Source organism: Streptomyces hygroscopicus subsp. hygroscopicus (genome assembly GCF_001553455.1).
GTDB classification, from domain to species: Bacteria; Actinomycetota; Actinomycetes; order Streptomycetales; family Streptomycetaceae; genus Streptomyces; species Streptomyces hygroscopicus.
This window is the reverse complement of the sequence record NZ_BBOX01000582.1, coordinates 1-3,181: the sequence shown is the minus strand read 5'-3', so window position 1 is coordinate 3,181 and position 3,181 is coordinate 1. Positions and strand designations below refer to the sequence as shown.

The 3,181-nt window shown below is 73.2% G+C and carries 1 protein-coding gene; it reads right to left on the bottom strand.

Features of this window, described 5'->3' with window-relative positions:
• Window positions 1-3,181: SDR family NAD(P)-dependent oxidoreductase (locus AXW62_RS38905; RefSeq protein ID WP_159061094.1), on the bottom strand; the 3,181-nt coding region annotated here is incomplete at both ends.

Sequence of the window (3,181 nt, the reverse complement as noted above, 5' to 3'; positions counted from 1 at the left end):
GCTGATCCTCGGCGAGCAGCCGGACCGCGCCCGCCGACCAGTCCACATGCCGCGACGGCTCCCCCACGTGCAGCGTGCGCGGCAACACACCGTGCCGCATCGCCATCACCATCTTGATCACACCCGCGACACCAGCCGCCGCCTGCGCATGCCCGATATTCGACTTCACCGAACCCAGCCACAACGGCCGGTCCTCCGGCCGACCCTGACCATACGTCGCCAGCAGCGCCTGCGCCTCGATCGGATCACCCAGCGTCGTCCCCGTACCATGCGCCTCCACCACATCCACATCACCCGGACCCAGCCGCCCACTGGCCAGCGCCTGCCGGATCACCCGCTGCTGCGACGGACCATTCGGCGCCGTCAACCCATTCGACGCACCATCCTGATTCACCGCCGAGCCCCGCACCACCGCCAGCACCTGATGGCCGTTGCGCCGCGCATCCGACAACCGCTCCACCACCAGCAGACCCACACCCTCGGCCCACCCCGTACCATCCGCATCGTCCGAGAACGACTTGCACCGGCCGTCGGGCGACAGCGCCTTTTGCCGGCTGAAGTCGACGAACAGGCCGGGTGTGGTCATCACCGTGACACCGCCCGCCAGCGCCAGCTCGCACTCACCGTTCCGCAGCGCCTGGGCGGCCAGATGCAACGCCACCAGCGACGACGAGCACGCCGTGTCCACCGTCACCGCCGGACCCTCCAGGCCGAAGGTGTACGCCACCCGGCCGGACATCACGCTCGCGGCGCTGCCGGTCGCCAGGTATCCGACGCTCTCTTCCGGCGCCCCCACCACGTACGCGGCGTAGTCCTGCGCGTTGCTGCCCACGAAGACGCCGGTCCGGCTGCCCAGCAGGGTCGACGGGTCGATGCCCGTACGCTCGAACGCTTCCCACGCGGTCTCGAGCAGCAGCCGCTGCTGCGGGTCCGTCGCGGCTGCCTCGCGCGGGCTGATGCCGAAGAAGTCCGCGTCGAAGTCCGCGACCGCGGACAGGAAGCCGCCTTCGCGGGTGTACGACGTGCCGGGGTGCTCCGGGTCCGGGTCGTAGAGGCCGTCCACGTCCCAGCCGCGGTCCGTCGGGAAGCCGGAGATCACGTCCGTTCCACCGGCCACCAACCGCCACAGGTCCTCGGGGGTGCCGACCCCGCCCGGGAAGCGGCAGGCCATGCCCACGATCGCGATCGGCTCGTCCGCCACGGTGGCCACAGCCGGCTGGGCTCCGGCCGCGTCGGCGGCGCCCACCAGCTCGCCGAGGAGGTACCGTGCCACGGCCACCGGGCGGGGGTGGTCGAAGACCAGCGTCGCGGGCAGCGTCAGGCCGGTGACCGCGCCGAGCCGGTTGCGCAGCTCCACGGCCGTCAGCGAGTCGAAGCCCAGCTCCTTGAACGCCCGGTCGACGGCGACCGCGTCCGCTCCCGCGTGGCCGAGGACGGCCGCGACCTCGGTGCGGACGAGGTCGACGAGGAAGCGTTCACGTTCCGGCTCGGCCATGGCCAGCAACTGGCGGGCGAAGGCGGACGAGCCCTCGCCGCCCGCGGCCGTGCGCCGGGAGGGCCGGATCAGCCCGCGCAGCACACTGGGCACCGCCTCGGTCTGCCGGCGCACGGCGCTCCAGTCGAAGGACGCCGGCATGACGGCCGGCGTGTCGAGCTTTAGCGCGGTGTCGAAGAGGGCCAGCCCCTCCTCGGGGCTCATCGCCTTGAAACCCGCCCGGGCCATGCGCCGACGGTCCGCCTCCGTCATGTCCCCGGTCATCCCACTGGCCGGGCCCCACAGACCCCACGCCAGCGACACACCCGGAAGGCCCTGGGCCCGGCGCGCGGCGGCCAACGCGTCCAAAAAGGCGTTCGCCGCCGCATAGTTGCCCTGCCCCGGGCTGCCGAGCACACCAGCAGCCGAGGAGAACAGCACAAACCCCGACAGATCCATCTCCCGCGTCAGCTCATGCAGATGCCACGCCGCATCCGCCTTCGCCCGCACCACCTCATCGACCTGCTCACCCGTCATCGAAGCGATCGTGGCATCCCGCAGCACACCGGCCGTATGAACCACCGCCGACAACGACACCCCATCCAGCACATCCGCCAACGCCCGCCGGTCCGACACATCACACGCGGCCACATCCACCCGGGCACCCAGCCCCGTCAACTCCCGCACCAGCTCCCCCGCACCCGGCGCATCCACACCACGACGGCTGAGCAACAACAGACGCCGCACACCCCACCGCCGCACCAAGTGCCGCGCCACCAGCCCGCCCAACGTCCCCGTACCGCCGGTGACCAGCACCGCGCCGTCCGCCGACCACACCGGCAGCCGCTCGTCCTCGTCTTCGCCGGGCACGGCACGCACCAGCCGGGCCACCAGCACCCGGTCGCCCCGCACCGCCAGCTGGTCCTCGTCCCCCACCGCGGAGGGCACGGCCGCCGGCCCGGCCGCCTCGTCCAGGTCCACCAGCACGAACCGGCCCGGATGCTCGCTCTGCGCCGAACGCACCAGACCCCACACGGTCGCGGCGGCCAGGTCGGCCACGTCCTCGCCGGGGGCGGTGCTCACCGCGCCCCGGGTGACCACCGCGAGCCGGGTGCCCGCCAGTTCCGGCAGGGTGAGCCACTGTTGCAGCAGGGGCAGTACGGTACGGGCCGTCCCGCCCGCGGTCGGGTGGATCACCACATCCGGGGCCGGGGTACCGGCCTCGATCGCCTGCCGCAGGGCCTCGACGTCGGCGAAGTCCGTGCCGAGCACCACCTGCGCCGGGGTTTCCGGCGCCTGCGCGGACGCGGGCGCGGGTGACCACTCCAGCCGGAACAGTGAGTCGCCCGTGCCACGCGCCGCCACTTCCACGCGGCGGGACGCCACGGAGTCCACGGCCGCCACGGGGGCGCCCACACCGTCGGCGAGCTGTACGGCGCCGTCGGCCGCGACCCGCACCCGCAGGACCGAGGACCCGACCGCGAACAGCCGCACACCCGACCAGTCGGAGGGCAGGGTGATACCACCGGTCCCGTGGTCCGTCGCACTGCCGGCGTTCGCCGTCGTCAGGTGCAGGGCGGCGTCGAGCAGCGCCGGGTGCATGCCGAACTGGGCCGCCTGTCCGGCGATGTCGGCGGGCAGCGCCACCTCGGCGAAGAGGTCGGTGCCCCGCTGCCAGGCCGCCCGCAGCCCCTGGAAGGCCGGACC